Origin of the sequence: Catalinimonas alkaloidigena (genome assembly GCF_029504655.1) — a bacterium.
Classification (GTDB): domain Bacteria; phylum Bacteroidota; class Bacteroidia; order Cytophagales; family Cyclobacteriaceae; genus Catalinimonas; species Catalinimonas alkaloidigena.
Genome location: NZ_JAQFIL010000001.1, coordinates 704,515 through 722,367, shown reverse-complemented (window position 1 = coordinate 722,367; position 17,853 = coordinate 704,515). Strand labels below are relative to the sequence as shown.

Below are 17,853 nucleotides of genomic sequence, written 5' to 3'. Positions count from 1 at the left end.
TCTTTATTTTTGAGATTTTGCATATCAGTCTGTGTTTTTGTTACGCACAGCTATTAAGTATCTATTTCAATTTGTTGTTCAACCCATTTGATATAGGCTCTCTTTTTAAAGTCAAACCAATCTTGCCGATAGGCAGAGGCATCTATTAAAATTTTAAAGTTCTGAAAAGGTTTTCTTCCGGAGAGACGGTTGAGTAAGCTGCTCCTAAAATTTGAATCAGATATTGAATAAGCAAATTCCTCCATTACTCTAAACCCCTGGTTCGAGTCCATTTTTACAAATTGGTTGTAATTGTCCCAATCATTTTCAATTTTATCAATAATGTCTTGCCAAGGTTCCGGATCATAGTAGAGATCACTTTGATCAGGATGAAATTCAATCGTTCCATTTTCTCGATGAAAGAAACAAATCATTCCACTTTCAAGGAGTTCTGCAATTTCTGCAATATGTTCATCCGTCAATTTCATTTGTTAGATGCTGAAAACGATTAGAATATGGCGCATTAAAATGCGAAACATGTAGATTTAATCTACCTATTTATTTTACTTCTTAATGCTTCAATTGATAAAGTATCAAGGTCACGATGAAGCATTCTACGACCAGGGCGAGCCGACGGCCGAGATTGTTTGCATGTATCTTTCAGTTATCAATTTCCGTGCTTGGAGCGATAAATGTTCAGGCTCACTGATGCCAGGCTGAAGGCTGCCCGATGTTATGCAGCGGTTTCCTTTATTTCAATCCAATAACATCCTTTCTCACTTTCTTTCTCCATGATTTACCGTATCGTGAGTCCAAATGCTCGAAGATTCTTTTATTGTATTGTTCTACACATTCCTGAGCCGGTGGGGTACAACCATAATCCTTATATTCTATATCATATTTCTCCTCAAATTTGTATTGATCCATATAGACTACAGGTGCAATACCACCGATGAGTAGTAAATTCGGTTTACCGTTTTTAATGTCTAATTCAGCCATTTTTCGGCTTACCTCGCAATCGGCTACAATCAATAATTGTAAATCTTTGACAGATTCCTTTCGAATGCTAATTAAGGTATCCAAAGTTGAGTAACCCAGACCATGTATTTTGATCTTATAATCTCCAGGCATTAAATAATCAAATCTGAATCTTCCAAGAGGATCAATCAGTTCAAGTTTATGAAGTTGTTCTATTTCTGCGAATGCATCCAAAGGATCTACAACTTCCAAACCTGCTAATACTTTTACCTTACCAGAAATCCATAATTTTTTTGAATCGGTCTGAGCAACTGCAAATGAAGCACAGAACATCAAAATAAGTAATATGGTCGGAATAGTTTTCAAATTCTTTTTTTTACTGCTGCAGTAGAGTAGGCCCTGATAGCCCACCGTTAAACTTACTAAAAGATAGCAAATTCTGTAGACTATCAGTGACCCCATTTCATGGCGACCTTCATCAAACCGGACTTGAAGTTTTCCCTCATCCGGCGGGGCCGCCCCGGCTTACCGATGAAATTCAGGTTTAAGCGTGCATACATGTCTACAAGTTTCGGTTTTGGTATTTAGCTATAACACCCCTCAACTTGTATCCCCATATTTGGCTCAAACTATAGCTCCTTTTAATCTCATCTGACACATTCGACTTGACAAGCAAGAAGGTTAACCGTATAGGACTAAGCCAGTATCAACTATCAATGAATTATATGAGCGCTTTCAAAGTAGGGCACCTTCCCTCCAACAGAGTTTTGTTGTCTCTGTCATCTACAGTACTATGTGCCCCTCCGACTTCTGACCTTCCCCCTTCTGCACTTCGTTATACTTATAGCAGAGAGTTGTAAGTGGCTATCTTACAGAAAATCAGATCTCCCACGTTTAATCCCATTCCATCTATAATCACGCTATCCCTAGGACTCCGGCAGTTTACTAAGATTCTTGTGACTGTTAATCCTCTTAGTATGGCAGGGTTCAAGCGGGTCTCGCAGACACCGTTAACACTCTCCCCAAACTACGGGTACACCTCTCGAAGCTACTATGGGTTGCGGGGGGCCGCCCCCACGCTTGCGCATTACAGCTTGATTATTTGAAAGAACAAAGCTTCAGCAATACCCTCACGGGCATGACTGTTTGTTTTTCTTCAAGGTGAACAGTCAATTACCTTGGGGGGATTTTCACCCACTGGAATGGCACCACTTCGTGGCGCACTAACGGTTTGCATATGGCTTGTGGCGGTTTCGAAGCACTTTCCTGTCCCGCGAAACCAAAGCTGGCTACGGAGCGAAAACCATGCTGGCAGCCGTTCACCCGCCATAAGCTATATGCTTTGTGTGTGCCTTGAATGGTAAATATAGTTCTTTAAAAGGACGTCCCAAAGGGTGAAAGTTCTGGTGTAATGTTCACCAGGAAATAGTCCCGTAGGCGGGGGAGTCGTTACCCCAAGCTAAGCAAGCGGCAAGGTTGTCAGAGGTGACTCTGGAACTGAAGTAATCGGACCGCCGAGCGGCCAGACTGCGGTGTCTGTACTGACGAACAGAAACTACATACCGAGGCTATGAGGTCGGATGAGGTAGCACATGATACCGAAGTCCAACTCCTCGAAAGAGGCCAGCACCGAAATAGTAGATGTAGCAGGAATAGGCACAAGCCGACGCGGCGCGGGGTATTTACCTTACCGAGGGAGGTCTCAGATATTAACAGATATCTGAGAAGTCACAGCGTCGGCTGCCGACAGAGGTCATAGTAGCTGGATGAACGAGCAGGGATTGCGAATACCATACCCCTGAGGTCTCACAGAACAGCGAAGGACCGAACATTGAATTGCGTCCAAATTCGGGTCAGAATGTCGTCTTAAGACGAGATAGCTTTCCCTTAAGCGGACAAGGACAGAACAAAAGATGATAGAAAAAGTACTACAACCGAAAAACCTGTACAGAGCCTACCGCAAAGTGGTAGGTAATAAAGGGGCACCAGGAGTAGATGACATGAAGGTAGATCAGCTACGCTCATACCTGGATTACCACCGTGTATCCACGGTGACATCTATCCTGAACAGGACGTATGTACCGCAAGCTATCAGAGGGGTAGAGATACCCAAAGGGAATGGCAAAACCAGATTGCTGGGAGTGCCCACAGTAGTTGACAGATGGCTTCAGCAGGCGGTAAGTCAACAATTAGCAATCAAATTCGAACTAGATTTTGAAGAAGAAAGCTATGGCTTCCGCCCTAACAAGAACCTTCATCAGACAGTCCAGAAATCCTTGATACACATCAATGATGGATATCAGGATATTGTGGATATAGACCTGAAGAGTTTCTTCGATGAAGTCCAGCATTATAAGCTACTGCAACTCATCTACAACAAAGTTAAATGCCCTACTACCTTATGGCTAATCCGCAAGTGGCTACGGGCTCCTATTTTAATCAATGGGAAGCTTCATAAGCGCAGAAAAGGAATGCCACAAGGAAGTCCCCTAAGCCCCCTTTTATCTAACATACTGTTAGACCAACTGGATAAACATCTGAAATCTAAAGGATACCGGTTCATCAGGTATGCCGATGATTTTAGTATTTACGCTAAGACAAAAGAGGAGGCAAGGAAGATAGGAAACGAAACATATCTCTTTCTAAGAGATAAGCTGGATTTACCTATTAACCCAGAAAAAAGCGGTATACGTAGACCTTCGGACTTTGAATTACTAGGTCATGGGTTTGTACCAACTTACCGTAAAGGAGAAAAAGGTAGATATCAACTGGTTGCCAAGAAGAGCAGTTGGGCAAGTCTAAAGCGCAAACTAAAGGCAATGACCAAGAAAACACTGCCTTATAGTTTTGAGGAAAGAATAGCCAAAATAAATGAAGTGTACAGGGGTTGGGTAAACAACTACCGACTGGCAAGTATTTATACCAAGCTCAAATCACTGGATGAATGGCTAAGAAACCGCCTCAGGTATTGCATATGGCATGATTGGAAAAAGCCGGAAAGAAAGCGTAAAAACCTCATTAGATTAGGCGTAAAACAAGGGCAGGCTTATGCCTGGAGCAGAACCAATATGGGAGGATGGGCAGTGGCCCAAAGCCCTATACTTGGAACTACAATTACTGTTGCACGCCTAAGAAAAAGAGGTTATGAACAGATGGCAAGCTATTACCAGAAACTCAGTCCTGAAATTCAATGAACCGCCCGGTACGAGGACCGTATGCCGGGTGGTGTGAGAGGCGCACTGGCAGTCAGAGACTGTCAGCCGTCTACTCGATTATGTGGCGTTTTTTATTCTTTTTTTATAAATATTCGAACATTATTTTTTGTCCTTACTGGCACACCATTGACTTTTCCAGGAACCCAAGTCGGGTATTTCTTCTTTATGTGTGTTACAGCAATTTCAAAAAGTTCGTTTTTATATTTTTCATTTTCTTCAAGTTGAGCTACAAAGTTGCGAGAATAAAACCCTGAAATTGTACTATCCTTTTCTACAGTAAACCCTAGGTCAAAGAATGGCCAACCACCATAATTTCCTTTTTTCTCTATTATATCAAGACTGTCAACAGTTATACTTGGAATGTAATCACTTGTTCTTTTAGTTTCATTCGGCAGTCTTGGTCTTTCGTCACAATCCCAATATTCTACAAGTTTATTTTCTGATTGTGTCCGAGATAGAAAAAGACTATCTGCTTCTTTATGAAGATTTTCTTTGAAGTCAATTCCATATTTGTCGATGATTATTTTATCCATGTAATCTCCATAACAACCTTGAGTTTGACCTTCAAATACAACACAACCAATTAAATCAAAGTCAAATACAAGTCCATTTTCCTTGCAGAGTTCTCTCAGTTCTCTTTCATATCGAATGTCTCCGAAAAGAAACCCTGCACTTTGTGTAAATACAATCTTTCCATTATCAATATCTTTTTTTGCTCTTTCAATTTCAGATATACAGAGAGTGTCATTTGAGTTAGGATTGTTTATGTATTGAATTCTTTCAGGTAATTCATTTACATCTATATCATTCTTCTGCTTGTCCTGTGAACAAGCATTAAATGAAATCAAAGTGAATATTATGAATAGTTGTCTCATGTTTTTTTAAATGCCACATAACGACCAGGCTAGCCATCATACCGGGCCTTGTTGGTATTTTTCTTTCAATTTACAATTTTCTACCGTTGGAGCGACTAGCTTTCAGGCACTTATTTCCGCCCGGTTGTGGCTAGCCAATGTTATCTACAGGGTTCTTCATTTTTAAATATTCCTTGTTCATAAGCTTTTCTGTACAAATCAGGAAGCACCTTCCGATCCTTCTTTCTTAGTCTTTGTTCTTTTTTATACGTTACAAAATCGTAGATCACGTCAGGTAGCAATATAACTTCAAGAAATTTGCAATTGCCGGTCAATTCAATTTTTTCAGGGTACATGCCAACCCAACCAACGCTGATTGAGTGAATGTTATCAGTCACTGAGAGTTTAAATTCTCCGTTATTGTTTGCCGTTCCCAATCGAATTGAATCATTCCCAAATATCACGGCTCCAGACCCGTTCCAAAATTCGTGTTCAGTTGAATCATCCTTACTAGGAAAGTCTGAACAAATCACTTTACCTGTGATTTCTTTATTTTGTGCGTTAACTGTTAGGCAGCATATTGTCAGAAAGAGCATTAGAACGAGATTCAGGTTTTTCATGAAAATTCTCTCTGTATTATATTTACCTTGTAGATAACGTTTGCGCAGCCGACGACGAAGGCTTTAGCCGAAGTATGGTGGCTGAGCGATGTTACAGCCCGTTTTCATTTATTTTGTTAGTTAGTATTTCCAAGGAATGAATGCCAGTTTTAGTAGTTTCTATTAATCTTTCTCGATCAATAACAAATGTTCTTTTAACATCAGCATTTATTTCATTTTCTTGATCAGCAATAATTATCAATGTGTCTCCAGAAATTTGATATTGACCTTTTATCCTTACTTCTCTCGACGAATTGCCTAATTCCCATGTTTTATCTTCATACAGGGCTAGCCAAATACCACCAATTGGAGCTTCACGATATGCTTCCAAAATTATTTCACTCGATTTACTATTAGAAGGATAAACTAAAAATTCAATCACGCTGATTATTATCACAAAAGCGGCTGTTGAAAAGAACACCTTGGCTGCAGTTTTGAATTTTTCTCTTTTGTTCTTATTGGCTACCGCAACTATAAAATAAACGAACGTCAATAGTAAACCTATTAATCCAATTGTAAATTTTATCAGTCCTGTGATTATCATTTTTATAATGGGCTGTAACGTTCTGTGTATGGACAGTAGGGCAGGTTCAAAGCAAATCACTTTCGGTTTACCACAAAGCCAAAACAAACGTTTTTACTTTTAATTTTCTTTTTTGTTAAACGTCAAAACTTTGTTTTGGCGCTGCCTGCTCAAAGAACGGGACTTTCAATTTATCTCTAAATGCACTATTGGCTATACACCTTGTTGTGGTGTCGTTTTTTATTTTTCTCCAAGCCAAACAACTCCTTTCTTAAATGAATATGATTCTGTGGCTTCTCCAATCGGTTCTTTAAATTTCGTTGTCCTGTGCGGTTTCTTTAGCATTTTTTTAAAATACATTTTGCTTTCTTCATAGTCCGCCATCGTTGCGTATAAGTCCGGAGCACCTGGCTCACTATTATCAAAGTGATCTTCGTCAAGCCTATATTCCCAATTAAACTTTTCAATTTCATTTTTCAATGCTCCATAATTCTCGGGATTCATTTTCTTCGAATCTTCTGGTTTGAAAAATGTGTTTTCATAAAAGTCTAAATAGTCTCCAATCGCGCAAACAACTTGAGAATTAGCAAACCTTGGTTCAAAGAGCCATATTCTCAAATAATAATTTTCGCCAAGTTTGTCCAATTCCCTTTTCCAAGAATCATAAATTTCAATAAGTCCACTTATAATTTTGGTCTTTGTTTGTCCTTTTGGTTCGGGTGTTTGGCTATTAGTCAAAGAAATTCCGCTCCAAGGGTGAACTCGAATTTTCGCATAATCTCTTTGGTATTCTTTCAAATAGTCCAAGTCGAGATTCTTATGAGTTTCAACCCAATGGTCAATATCATTCCATCTTCTTTTATGTCCGCGGATTTTCTTTGTTTTCACTGTTTCATTTTAATGCACCACAACGTTCTGTGTATGGTGCGTATCCCGCAGGGTATGCACTATACACTTTGTTGGCGGTATGTTATATTATTTTCATTATTACCTTACTAAGTGCAATTGGTGCAAAGTCAGGGTAATCATTTATTACTTTTTCAATCACATCTTTCTTCAAAGCATCTTCTCTTTGGTAAGAGTTCAAAAAAGGATATTTTGACTTATATAGCTGCTCTAGATCATGACCTTGATGCTTATTAAACTCTTCTGAAACTTCTAACTCCCAACCATTAAAAGATTTATAGGTCACTGTATTTGCGGATTGTAATCCCAAATCAGTTAATACTTTAGTTATTATGACTTGAGCATCTCCTTGTGTCAATTGTCCAAATTGGGGGTAATTTGATACACTGATTGCTCCAAAATCAGTTACAGGGATTTTGTTTTCTCTTAACATCAGAATCCCCATTAATAAAGGATCTAGCAAATAATTTTCAATGGAATACCTTTCACCATCGCCAAGGACAATAATTCTATTCGTAGAAGGATTGTTTAGATCCCAATCGATTATTCCATAAATCTGGTCATTTCCATTAGAAAATAAACTATTAACAACCTCTATAACATCAGTGCAATTAGAACCATTAGAAGTTCTTGCTGGAATATAAATTGGTTCTGATGGGAAAGTTTCTATACGACCATAAATGTTAGTCAAGAGTTCATAGTAGATTACGTCATATTTACTTTCTACAAAAACTTGACGTCTTCTTTCTGTTGATATTTTTAAAAACGGAATATCTCCTGATAACAACTCTACAGCTTTCTGTGTGGGTATTTTTTTAGGATTATTATTGCCTCTTTCAAGCTGATAAATAGAAATTCCTTCTGCCGCAACAGCAGTAGTTGGTGAATGAGTGGTTATTATTGTTGGAATATTATTTTCTTCAACAATATTCTTTTTTAAAACACCAACCATCTTTTTTGTCATTGAAGGGTGTAATGCAGCATCTGGCTCATCAATCAACAACAGTTCAGGTTTTCCTTGTTCACCACCTGTGTTATAAATTGCCAAAGCTAATGACATTAAAACCTTTTCACCAGTTGAAAGATTAGCAGAGCTAATTTCAAAACCCTCCACTTTATCCTTTAGTTTAAAGGAGAACGAAGTGTCTTTCCTACTGCCCATTGGGCTATTTACTTCATAGGGAATACTTGTTTCCTCTAAAATCTTATTCACGAATTCCCATGGTGGTTCTCCATTCTTATTTAAAAACTCCTCATCAGTTAAAACCGATGATGTTGTTGCGATACCTTGTGATTCGTAAAATTTATTCTCTTGATTTTCGAGCCAAAGTTTGTGGTAATTTTTAAAGATTAATGCAAATTGTGCCGTAAAAAAATCATTTTGGCCCATAAAGGCAATGTCAAAAGAGTCTTGTAAATCGTCTTCTGTGAGGACATCATAATTTTTGCCAGTTTCTTCTAATGCTTTAGCACAATGCTTCCGTATATGTTGGTTATTAATTTGATTGAGAACTGTTTCATTGTTTACATTTTGCTGCCCTCTTCTGGTTGATTGATTTTTTGCTCTTTCATATTCTTTCCAAACATTTTTTATATGCTTTGTAATTGTGTCTGGATCGCAATTTTCCTGAATATTGGGGTTTAGGCCGTTGAAAGGAATATATCTTGCATTTTTAATTTTTGCCCCATTAACAATTACATCTGTCAAATCTTTATTGGCAAGAGCTTCGAGTAAATGAGTTTTACCGCTCCCATTTTTACCGGTTAAAACAGAAAAATTTGGTAATTCAAAATCTATTCGTTCTTTAATCGACTTGTGGTCTGCTTTAAGTGTTATTTTCATTTTTTCTAATTACTGCCAACGATAAGCGCAGCCGTCGCCCGGCTTGTTGGCTGTTTTACTTTCATTTATCATTTTCGCTACTTAGAGCGACTAATGTTCTAGCATTTATATTGCTAGGGTGAGGGCTGAGCAGTGTTATACCCAGTTTTTTATCTTTTCCTTCGCCTCATCTAATTTGTTGGAATCAAATCCCAGATGGGGATCTGTTCTTATCCAGTACTTCTTTTTTTCTAATTCCAATCCATGCAGGGAAGCATCATCATCAATGATCAAGAAGTTTATGAACGATTCATTTTCCAAGAAATTAGTTACCTCAATCTTCCTTTGTATTCCTAGTTCATCGCCTGGCAGAAATCCAATCAAGTTACTCTCTATTCCCCGATTATGAAATATGGTCCTAAATTCATCCATCGTTTTTCCTATTCTTCGGCTTGAACTTAACCATAATTCAGCCGAGATATCTTTTAATAACAAATTGAGGTTATCTACTGCATGCCGATTAAAATCTGAATATCCATCAGCATGTATTGCATCCGCTTTCCATTTCGGTGTCGTGATCAAGACTCCATCCAGATCAAGTATGATCGCATTTCTCATTTAAATTGGGTATAACGACAAGTGCGAGCCCTCGGCCGACTTGTTTGCAGTTTAATTTACGAGTATCAATTTCCCTGCTTGGCGCAACAGACAATCTAGCTAATCATCGCTAGGCTGAGGGCTGCACGATGTTCTATGCCGCTTTCACTCTCTTTTCAATCGAATCTGTAGTTCGTGTCCGTCTCCAATGGCCGAAATCATGAAGTCATCCGGATTTCCTTTGGTATCAAATTCATAATCCTTCAAGTCTCTGATTTCTTCCACCTCCTTCGTTAGATAACTGAAAAAACATACCGGTAATGACAGCACTTCCTTGTTTGCTGGATCGTGGATTACTTTCTGAACAAAAATACCATCCGTTCTTTCTAATCTGAAATCCGTAAAGTAGCCTTGAAAGAAATCTATTTCAGGATCGGACCAATATTCAATTAAGGGTTGAGTATCAAAGTAACCGTATAAATAATCTGCTAAATCATCCACGTTAATCCATCTAAATTTTAATATCCAATGGTTATCAGAAACGATAGTTTGCCAATCATTGGCAACAGTGACTGCTTTTCTTGATGGGATGAGATTGATAATCATTCCACCGATCCAAAAAATTAAAATCAAAGGAAGTGACAGGATACCTATCAAAATCAAGAGTCCTCCTCCGAATAGGCTTCCTATTTTTGAACTCTTCTGGGGAAGTGGAATTTCATTTATCTCTATTCTCAATCCTTTCATTCATTTCAATGGCATAGAACGGTTTGGCTAAAGCTAGTGCGGCTTTCCGTAAATTCCTAAAGAACCGAGATCGTCATCGTCAACCGTGTCAGTGTCTACCGAAGACGAAATGGCCGCATTAGCTTTAGGTGTTGTTGTAGCCAGTTTTTTTATTTAATTTTTTCATAATAAAACCCTAGATCTGAATCCAATTGGATTTTCGGTGAACCTATAAAATATGTTCTTGATAAATATGTATTGAATCCAAATTTTCCATAGTCGTATGTTATGTCAAAGTGAATTTGGTCACCGTCAATTGAATATTCTCCTTTCCCCCAAGATCCGTTTTCAAAAGTCCCGTTACTGTAAATTGTCAAAGTGTCTATGGATTTCGGCCCTTCGATTATCGGTCTGGTATTGTTACTGACATAAACTCCCTCAACTGAAAATCTCGGATAGAAATTATTCCAGAATACTAAAAATCCAATTAAAACTAGGAACATTAAAAGAAGTCGCTTTGTCATTTTTCAAATTGGCTACAACGACCGATGCAGAGCACGGCCCTGGTCTTGTTTGCGTTTTTCTTTCAAGTTGCAAAAATAGTGCTTAGGGCGATCGACTTTCAATCGCTATTTAACAGGGCTGGGCGCTGCATACTGTTAGCAGGCGCTTTCAATATTCATTTATCTGATCCAATAAGTAATCCGTCAAATTATCATCTTCTAATTCAGCTATCAGCTCCGCCATCTTATACTTTTTCTTCCAAATCGCGGTGGCTGATAATACACTGGCTGCCAATACCGAATCCCAAATCTGATCTTTTATCAGATCAATCAATTCCGGAATCCGATCGAGAGCTTCTTCATATTCATTGTTAAATTCATCCGGAAGATGAATTGAATCATTGATCCTGACTAATTCAATCGTTGTGATAAAAGCAAATACATGATAAGAAGCTCTATTTTTTATCTTGTAAATCCTAACGAGTTGGGGGATGGCTAAGAAAGAAGCTGTTCCCACGTCTCCCTGATGATACAATTCATTCCAGAGTTCCTCCCAGATCAATTCCTCATCCTTTTCATCAGCAGAAGCTTCAAGTCTCTTTAAAGCATCCGATGCATCATAAGGAACTTGATATCCACCAGTCAAATCTTTCCAAATTGGATCATCTAATTCTCTCATTTTTTAAGTGCCTGCTAACGATCGATGCAGCGGACGGCCTGGCGTTGTTTGCGTTTTCTGTTCGAATATCAAAATGGTGCTTGGAGCAATAAACTCCCAGGTGCGTTTCAAATAGGGCTGACCGATGCATAATGTTGTAAAACGTATTTAATCTTTTCTAATTAGTTTCCCAGAATTTATAAGTATATGTGGATTACGGTAAAACTCAAACATAATATCGCCAGCTTTGCATCCGGTAATTTGATAATATGGCTCTCCCAAAGAGTTCAATTCCTCTTGAATGCTTGTCAAAGAATCTGTTTCCTTATTAATCGGGTCTAGTCGAAATTGGTCTTCCGCAATCCAATTAATCTTGTATTCAGATTTTTGGTTATTCTTTAATTCAATCAAAGTTTGATCTATAATTACAAATTCTGATTCCGCATAACCTGAAAATTGCTTATCGTAAACTACTTTATATTTTCCGTCTTTCAGATTACAAGATTGGTCAGCACATGTAAATCCAAAAATCAGAAAAACAAATATGAAGTATTCTTTTTTCATATGTTTTACAACGACCAACGCAAGCCAACGGCCGGACTAGTTGGCGTTTGTCTTTCAAATTATCATTTTTCGTGCTTGGAGCAATGAATGTTCAAGCTCATTTTGGCTAGGCTGATGGCTGCGTTTTGTTATGTGCTTTTTCACTATTCTTTTGTTGGGCTTAAATAACCGAGAATCCGAAAAATACCATCGCTCTCATCAAATGGAATTGAATTAGCTTTTAGTCTTTTTCTAATCCATTCACTGTAATCTTTTTCTTTGTCATCAATGAGTCGGCCAACGTATTCTCTTTTAACTGAATCAATTTCCATCCATTCAATTACTCTTGAGTCGCCAAATTTTACCCATTCCCAATCTAAATGGCTGAATCCTAATGGCAATTCATCTTCTAGATATTTAATTCGGACTTTAGGGTTGAAATCTTGATTTGAGGTCATCTCATCAGCTAATTCTTTCCACTTAGTTCTGTTCATTACAGAAACTAATTGTCTGGAAAAGATCAACTTGGTTAAAAAATCCGTTTTTTTCATTTCTAATTGCACATAACGTTATAGCTACCGGTCGTAGAGGCAAGATGTGACTTTTTGATGAGATATTCTGCTTCATCTTGCTGGCTTTATTACGTCCTGATAGTTGTATGACCGGTAGCGGGATGTTGTAGGCAGTGCCTCCCCTTTTATCTTTATCATGTAGGGCACGGTGTTCTATCATTTTCTCCGCTCCTTCCCTTTTCCTGATTTTAAATTTAGACTATGATGTTTATGTCTGCATAGACGTTCGTGGTCTAAATTGGGCCAGTAAGAAGCCTAAAGAGCTTTATCTTGTATCATTATTTCCTTCTGACCCCCTCCAATGTATGTTTCCGATAAAGTCTATCCAGCAATTTTGATCTAAATTCTTTATCTTCAAGTCTTCATTGACGTCTTAGCGTCATCAAACACGGTTTGAACGGCAAAGCCGACAGAAGACTTGGGCCAAAATCAAAGATTTTCTCCCTACATACATCCCGCTCCTACAGAAGGAAATCTCCATCTTCTTACTGGCAAAATTAGGAAAAATGATCCCCGAAAATGATTGAATTGCCTATCAACATCCGAACATGCATATTGTGCATGTTTCACTTATAGATAATCTCTAAGATAATCATTTACTAAGTAATAGCATCCAGAGGAGAACTTATTCTTTTGATATGTGTACTACTTACGTGTGTGTAAATCTCAGTAGTTTTGCTGCTATTATGCCCCAAGAGTACCTGTATATACCGTAAATCGGTACCAGCTTCCAGCAAGTGTGTTGCATAACTATGCCTTAAGGTATGGACTGTAGCATTTTTCTGGATTCCAGCTGCTTTCCTTGCCCTTCTCAATATCTGTTGGACACTACTTTTACCATACTTTCCCCCAAATTGTCCCTCAAACAAATATTCCTTAGGTCGATAAGCTAAATAGTATCTTCTAAGAAGTTTAAGTAGTTTTTCTGATAAAGGTACTATCCTATCCTTGGCACCTTTACCATGTTTTATAATTACAATCATCCTCTGGGAATCAATGTCCTTAATTCTTAAATGAATAAGTTCTGATAAGCGAAGGCCACATCCATAAATTGTCTGAAGTATTGCTTGGTGCTTGAGATTATCTACCTGAGATAAAATGTTTTTAACTTCTGTTGGTGAAAGCACGATAGGAAGACGGAATACTTTTCTAGGTCTATCCAGATTATAATAGGTTCTGGGCCTGCCTAAAACATGTTCATAGTAGAATTTAATGGCATTAATCATTTGGTTCTGATAAGAACGAGAAAGGTTTCTACTTGAAACCTGATGAAGCAGGAAGTTTTTTATTTCTTCTTCTGAAACAGTACTTAATTCTCTTTCAGGAAAGCTATTGGCAAAGAGTTGCAACATTTGGCTGTAACCCTGAATGGTACTAACACTATAGCCTCTTAAGACCAATTTTTGCCTTACTACCGATAAAAACACATTCACGTCCTTCATGGGACTATGATAAAAAAAGTAGTTTATAGTAGTCGTAAGCTAAGCGTTTATAAACGTTTATAAGCGATGAAGAAAAATGATACGTTTACAAACGTTTAGTTTTTCTGAAAACGGTTATGAAAAAGTGTGTTACATGTAACAAAGTCATTCAAGGCAGAGCAGATAAAATATATTGTTCTGACAAGTGCAGATCTATTCATCACAATAGGGATCAAAAAAATCAGAGAGCCTATATCAAAAAAGTGAATACAACTCTGAAAATGAATAGGGAACTTCTGGCAAAGTATTGCTTACATGGAAAAGGGAAAGTAACTAAAGCTATTCTGCATAAAGATGGATTTAAGTTTGGTTATTATACCGGTCGTTATGAAACACAGCAAGGACATCTTTATTATTACTGCTATGATTATGGGTATTGTGTTTTAGGAAAAGACAAGATGCTGATTGTAAAATTGCAGCCCTATGTACAAAACTATTTGGATAATATAATGTAGGAGAGCATCACAATTAAGGCCGACTACCTATATACTCCTTGAAATTCATAATAGTTTAATTTTCATTTCTTAAGACATTATTTCCTAGGGAGTAGAAAAAATACTTATGAAGAGCCTAACCATAGCAGGATCAAGCATCTTCAGGGTTTTGGTGTAGCCTAATTCTTCAAATGCTGGCAAATGTCTGTCTATCCATTTGGATAGGGTATTGACGTGCACTCCATACATATCGGCTAACTCTGATTTGGTGTAGGCCTTAATTTTGAAGTCATCTTCCCCTGAAAACTCAATCGCTTTAAGTCTCTGTTGCCTTTCTATATGTTGCTGGTAGTTGCTGTTGTGCTGAGAAGAGTAGTGATAAGCTTGATTTGTCATAAGAGTGTTATTTAAGAAGCATAAACATTAAGAGACTTGCTAGCCCTAAACCACCCACTGTCATTAGCATTTGCTGTTGGTTGGCCTGCGCTGAAGTTTGCATGTAGGCTTGTTGCTGCAACATTTCCTGCTGACGGGCCGCTTCCTTTTCAGCTGCTTTACGGTTCTTGGAAGCATTCACCGCACCAATCACTGCAGGTGTTACTGCAGCTACCGCTCCCACTATCACTGGAATGATTCCCAGTGCCCCTAAACCAAATTGAATAGGATATCTTTTCTTAAGTTCAGCAAGGGGGCCAGTGGCAGCATAAATGATTCCGGTCTTACTATCACCTATGAAGTAAGTGCCACTTTCTCCATAGTTGAGCTGGACATATCTTTCCATTATCTGATATTTTTTTGAGCTACCTCTTGCAAGTAATCATCATAGGTCCGGGGAGCATCTTCTGGAATCACGCTATTGGCAACTAGTGCAGAAAGCAATGATATTGGCGTAACGGTATAGATCGTCTTCACCTGCTTACTGATAAGCTTTTTCTTTTTTAGATATTCATGGACAGATACCCCTGCAATGGCGGCAAGGCCACTGATTAGACTTACTTTATCGCTTTTCTTCATTTTTTGAATAGTATGGTTGCCAGTCCTCCCAGACCTAACAGACTTGCAGCAATCATGGTATTGCGAGTCTTATGATTGTCTCTAAAATCCAACAGGCTTAAAGTAAATGCATTACCATAGCGATTACGATGAACCTGGCATTGATTTAAAAACTGTTGATAGTCATTGTCTCTTGCAAAGACCACACAACCTGCTGAGGCATTGATCATGCTACCCTTCCTATCATGGATGTTATTGCCAAAGATTCCAGTTTCTTCTGTACCGGTATAGGTTTTAAAAATACCTTTCAAGGCATAATTTCTAATGACGGTCATAGGTTTTACCTGCACGAGTGCCGGTCTGCCTTTATGATAGCCGAGAGAATACACATCTAGCCACTGTCCTTTTTTGATGAACCCATAGCCTTGCGGTACAATCGGGTTGTCAATATAATAGGCACTTGGATCAGTGGTCACTTGATAGCTTTTGAGTACCCACTTACCTTCCAGGTCTTTATAAAGCATGTGCAGTTTATCATCCATGACTTCTGAGCGAACCGTATTGCTACGCTCAGCGATGAGGTTCAACTCCAGGGGGCGATCAAATATCCTATAGCCCTTGCTTCTTAGCTTTCGCAATAAGGAATTCACTTTGGAATAAGTTGATAGCTGGGCAGTAAAACTCATTCGGTAAACTTATTTCTTTAAGATTCTATCATCTTTGTGCTGACTTCCCGAAGAAGAGCCAAAGAAGAAATCAGTAATGGTATTGACTTTGACCGACATCCCTCCCCAAATAGTAGATATCAATGATATCGCATAATCCTGTAGATCAGTCATGCGAGTGATGATCAAAAGCATCACGATTGATAAACCTACATAAGCAATTAGAAAGGTCAGCGCATAGACCTTCTGCATTTGCCCGTCTTTTCTGAAAGTCTCATGTGATTCCTGGAAGCGCTTCAGATCTGCTTCAAATAACTGAGACTGCAGACCATAAAAGACCTTATCAATCTCATTTTGCAGCCTGAGCTTTTCTTCCTTGCTGGTAGTGACCTCATCCACCAGTTGACGGATTTCAGCAAGTCCTCCTGAAAAGAGGCCGGTTAGAATGTTTTTTATACCCATGATCCAGCATCTTCTGTTAAGGTTGGAAATGAATCAACACGTCTCATCCAGCCTTTTAAGAATTTAGACTGTCCTGGTCGCAAAGCCAGTCCTTCTAAAAAGTCCCGTCTCCGTTCTTTAATGAGATCATGGAGTAACTCTCCCGGTATTTTATTGATCCAGTTGAGCGTTATTTTGCCAATAACGCCATCTATTTTGAGTACATCCCGGTCTAGGAGTTGATTCACACAACGCTGGACTATTTTCATGCCTACATGACCGCTATGCACATAAAAGTCAAACATGAAGTGAGCCACTCGTTCATCTGCAATTTTGCTGCAGTAGATCTCATGCCAGTAATTTGCCAGATAAAATGCTTTTACCTTCTGGTCCAGCTCCGGATCAGGGATGTAGTGATTCCTTTTTAGTGGTCCGTGCTGGGTTTTGTATTTATCAATGCTTGCCCACCCGCTCCAATGCGGGTGAAAGCGGCGGGCAATGCCTTTATAGGTTTCACCTCCCATATCTCCTTTTACATGGGCATAATTGCCTTCAAATTGCATCAGGTGGGTAAATGCTGTTTCAAAACTCATGATTAGATTACTTTAATGCCTGAAGAAACGGTATAGAAAATATCTCCTTGCTCGGTTTGTATCCTGGATAAGCCTTTACTTTCATCCATCAGATAGCCCAGCAGAATTCCTTGCTGTACCGGATAGGCCTGGGGATCAGCCTGGTTAATGGAGTCAGCATTAATCATGAAAGTCTGTTGGGTGGTAATCGCCACTTTAGGAGCGTAGCCCAGACCGGAAAGTCCTGATAGTGATCCTTTATTGAGGATTCGCTCATAAGTAACATCAGTGACTCTGGCGCCTAAATATTGATCCAGGACTCCAATGTATCGGGCAGCCACCAAAGCATTCAAAGTACCTTGACCGAAAGCGCCATCCGCTCCTCCACTTTGTTCAATCAAGTCTTTGGTTTTGCCTCCGTGGTTGATGAGGGCCAACTGCATTTGCTGCACATACCAGTTCCTGTCTCCTACTTCCAAAGGAAAAGCATCGTGGTAGGTGGGCTTGGGCAAAGAAGAAGTAGCATTCGGGCCAACTACTCCGGTGTTACCGTTAGGTGCTGTAGAGCCACTGCCATTGGGAAAATCTTCACTAGTCTTCACTGAGCCAAAATTCAGGTCTCGCAAGAAGTTGTAACTCACATAGCCAGTACCCAGAATAGCTCCTGCCCCGGCGGCATACATGATGATTTTTCCCGTTGTTAATTTTTGTCCTTTTCTATTTCTCTTCATT

At 38.9% G+C, this 17,853-nt stretch carries 23 protein-coding genes; 2 read left to right on the top strand and 21 right to left on the bottom strand.

Features of this window, described 5'->3' with window-relative positions; translation table 11 throughout:
* Positions 1–53: 53 nt before the first annotated feature.
* On the bottom strand, positions 54–467 hold the full coding sequence (locus OKW21_RS03075; RefSeq protein ID WP_277477169.1) for a UPF0158 family protein: 414 nt from the start codon (positions 465–467) through the stop codon (positions 54–56).
* Between the two features lie 262 nt (positions 468–729).
* Entirely contained in the window at positions 730–1,323 is a 594-nt protein-coding gene (locus OKW21_RS03070; RefSeq protein WP_277477167.1) for an FEKKY domain-containing protein, read from the bottom strand.
* Between the two features lie 1,547 nt (positions 1,324–2,870).
* Between OKW21_RS03070 and ltrA the strand changes: the two genes are divergently transcribed.
* Positions 2,871–4,151 carry a group II intron reverse transcriptase/maturase gene (gene ltrA, locus OKW21_RS03065; protein WP_277477165.1) on the top strand — a complete coding sequence of 427 codons (1,281 nt, stop codon included), beginning with the start codon at positions 2,871–2,873 and terminating at the stop codon, positions 4,149–4,151.
* Positions 4,152–4,243: 92 nt separating this feature from the next.
* On the opposite strand, the gene OKW21_RS03060 is transcribed toward ltrA, so the two are convergent.
* From OKW21_RS03060 to xerA, 12 genes are all read right to left on the bottom strand, one after another.
* Positions 4,244–5,047: a hypothetical protein gene (locus tag OKW21_RS03060; RefSeq protein WP_277477163.1), complete on the bottom strand. Its 804-nt coding sequence runs from the start codon at positions 5,045–5,047 to the stop codon at positions 4,244–4,246.
* Between the two features lie 140 nt (positions 5,048–5,187).
* Positions 5,188–5,646 (bottom strand): hypothetical protein, encoded by a 459-nt coding sequence (locus OKW21_RS03055; protein ID WP_277477162.1) that lies wholly within the window; start codon positions 5,644–5,646, stop codon positions 5,188–5,190.
* A gap of 91 nt (positions 5,647–5,737) precedes the next feature.
* Positions 5,738–6,229 carry a hypothetical protein gene (locus OKW21_RS03050; RefSeq protein WP_277477160.1) on the bottom strand — a complete coding sequence of 164 codons (492 nt, stop codon included), beginning with the start codon at positions 6,227–6,229 and terminating at the stop codon, positions 5,738–5,740.
* A 219-nt stretch (positions 6,230–6,448) separates the two neighbouring features.
* On the bottom strand, positions 6,449–7,096 hold the full coding sequence (locus OKW21_RS03045) for a hypothetical protein (protein ID WP_277477158.1): 648 nt from the start codon (positions 7,094–7,096) through the stop codon (positions 6,449–6,451).
* Positions 7,097–7,178: 82 nt separating this feature from the next.
* On the bottom strand, positions 7,179–8,957 hold the full coding sequence (locus tag OKW21_RS03040) for an ATP-binding protein (RefSeq protein ID WP_277477155.1): 1,779 nt from the start codon (positions 8,955–8,957) through the stop codon (positions 7,179–7,181).
* Between the two features lie 135 nt (positions 8,958–9,092).
* Positions 9,093–9,554 carry an HAD domain-containing protein gene (locus tag OKW21_RS03035; RefSeq protein ID WP_277477153.1) on the bottom strand — a complete coding sequence of 154 codons (462 nt, stop codon included), beginning with the start codon at positions 9,552–9,554 and terminating at the stop codon, positions 9,093–9,095.
* Between the two features lie 144 nt (positions 9,555–9,698).
* Entirely contained in the window at positions 9,699–10,280 is a 582-nt protein-coding gene (locus OKW21_RS03030; protein WP_277477151.1) for a hypothetical protein, read from the bottom strand.
* 149 nt (positions 10,281–10,429) lie between these two features.
* A complete protein-coding gene (locus tag OKW21_RS03025; protein ID WP_277477149.1) occupies positions 10,430–10,783 on the bottom strand; it encodes a hypothetical protein in 354 nt (117 codons plus the stop codon).
* 148 nt (positions 10,784–10,931) lie between these two features.
* Positions 10,932–11,441, bottom strand: coding sequence for a hypothetical protein (locus OKW21_RS03020; protein WP_277477147.1), 510 nt, complete (start codon positions 11,439–11,441; stop codon positions 10,932–10,934).
* 147 nt (positions 11,442–11,588) lie between these two features.
* On the bottom strand, positions 11,589–11,984 hold the full coding sequence (locus tag OKW21_RS03015; protein WP_277477145.1) for a hypothetical protein: 396 nt from the start codon (positions 11,982–11,984) through the stop codon (positions 11,589–11,591).
* Between the two features lie 143 nt (positions 11,985–12,127).
* The gene (locus OKW21_RS03010) at positions 12,128–12,514 is read right to left on the bottom strand and encodes a DUF6678 family protein (RefSeq protein ID WP_277477143.1); all 387 of its coding nucleotides are present in this window, start codon (positions 12,512–12,514) and stop codon (positions 12,128–12,130) included.
* A gap of 620 nt (positions 12,515–13,134) precedes the next feature.
* Positions 13,135–13,977, bottom strand: coding sequence for a site-specific tyrosine recombinase/integron integrase (xerA, locus tag OKW21_RS03005; RefSeq protein ID WP_277477141.1), 843 nt, complete (start codon positions 13,975–13,977; stop codon positions 13,135–13,137).
* A 260-nt stretch (positions 13,978–14,237) separates the two neighbouring features.
* On the opposite strand from xerA, the gene OKW21_RS03000 reads away from it, so the two are divergent.
* A complete protein-coding gene (locus OKW21_RS03000) occupies positions 14,238–14,471 on the top strand; it encodes a hypothetical protein (protein ID WP_277477139.1) in 234 nt (77 codons plus the stop codon).
* Between the two features lie 84 nt (positions 14,472–14,555).
* Here OKW21_RS03000 and OKW21_RS02995 read toward each other — a convergent pair whose 3' ends face one another.
* The 7 genes from OKW21_RS02995 to OKW21_RS02965 are packed head-to-tail and all read right to left on the bottom strand — an operon-like array spanning position 14,556 to position 17,852.
* Entirely contained in the window at positions 14,556–14,846 is a 291-nt protein-coding gene (locus OKW21_RS02995) for a DUF4248 domain-containing protein (protein ID WP_277477137.1), read from the bottom strand.
* A 7-nt stretch (positions 14,847–14,853) separates the two neighbouring features.
* Positions 14,854–15,231 (bottom strand): hypothetical protein, encoded by a 378-nt coding sequence (locus tag OKW21_RS02990; RefSeq protein ID WP_277477135.1) that lies wholly within the window; start codon positions 15,229–15,231, stop codon positions 14,854–14,856.
* Positions 15,231–15,464 carry a hypothetical protein gene (locus OKW21_RS02985; RefSeq protein WP_277477132.1) on the bottom strand — a complete coding sequence of 78 codons (234 nt, stop codon included), beginning with the start codon at positions 15,462–15,464 and terminating at the stop codon, positions 15,231–15,233. The genes OKW21_RS02990 and OKW21_RS02985 overlap by 1 nt, the downstream gene beginning before the upstream one ends.
* On the bottom strand, positions 15,461–16,081 hold the full coding sequence (locus tag OKW21_RS02980; protein ID WP_277477130.1) for a hypothetical protein: 621 nt from the start codon (positions 16,079–16,081) through the stop codon (positions 15,461–15,463). The genes OKW21_RS02985 and OKW21_RS02980 overlap by 4 nt, the downstream gene beginning before the upstream one ends.
* A 57-nt stretch (positions 16,082–16,138) precedes the next feature.
* Complete coding sequence (locus tag OKW21_RS02975) at positions 16,139–16,570, bottom strand: hypothetical protein (RefSeq protein ID WP_277477128.1); 432 nt, start codon at positions 16,568–16,570, stop codon at positions 16,139–16,141.
* Complete coding sequence (locus OKW21_RS02970) at positions 16,561–17,142, bottom strand: glycoside hydrolase family 108 protein (protein ID WP_277477127.1); 582 nt, start codon at positions 17,140–17,142, stop codon at positions 16,561–16,563. Before OKW21_RS02970 ends, OKW21_RS02975 begins: the two co-directional genes overlap by 10 nt.
* A gap of 2 nt (positions 17,143–17,144) precedes the next feature.
* Positions 17,145–17,852 carry a hypothetical protein gene (locus OKW21_RS02965; RefSeq protein WP_277477125.1) on the bottom strand — a complete coding sequence of 236 codons (708 nt, stop codon included), beginning with the start codon at positions 17,850–17,852 and terminating at the stop codon, positions 17,145–17,147.
* Position 17,853: the final 1 nt, after the last annotated feature.